At 39.1% G+C, this 460-nt stretch carries 1 pseudogene; it reads right to left on the bottom strand.

Going from position 1 to position 460, the window contains the following annotated elements:
- Positions 1–344: 344 nt before the first annotated feature.
- Positions 345–460: pseudogene (locus FCL48_RS24715) on the bottom strand (transposase); the annotation flags it as partial.

Raw genomic sequence — 460 nt, 5'->3', positions numbered from 1 at the left:
AAAATTGGAGCAAGAGTCAGAGTAACGGTAAGAAAGGTCTGGGTATCCTTTGCAGAGGGGTATCCATATAAAGCTATATTCACCCAAGTGATGAACAATATACAGAAAATACCTGCCAATTCGTAGTTATGAAATAATATTAAGTGCGTAAATGAAGGGACAGGTGCGTCTTATATTCGACAATTTCGCTCGGTTTTGTCCTTTAATGCTACCCAGAACGACAAATATATGTTTCAGGGGCTCATCTTTCAAAATATGTGTCGTCCAAAAAAACAATTTTTACGCGATTTTTTGATTGTTGGCCTCCAATTGCCACTTGGTGAGAAATACGGGTTAGACGATCCAAAGATAGTTCCACTTATGAGAGAGCTTTGATGTTTGCAAGCAGTGCATTGATATAGATTGCGTGTTGTTATGGTATAATAGTGGTTGCAACCACATTGAGGGCAGCAAAACCCAG

The sequence above is a fragment of the Desulforhopalus sp. IMCC35007 genome, assembly GCF_005116575.1.
Classification (GTDB): Bacteria; Desulfobacterota; Desulfobulbia; order Desulfobulbales; family Desulfocapsaceae; genus Desulforhopalus_A.
The sequence above is the reverse complement of the archived record's forward strand: the minus strand, read 5'-3'. Positions and strand labels throughout refer to the sequence as shown.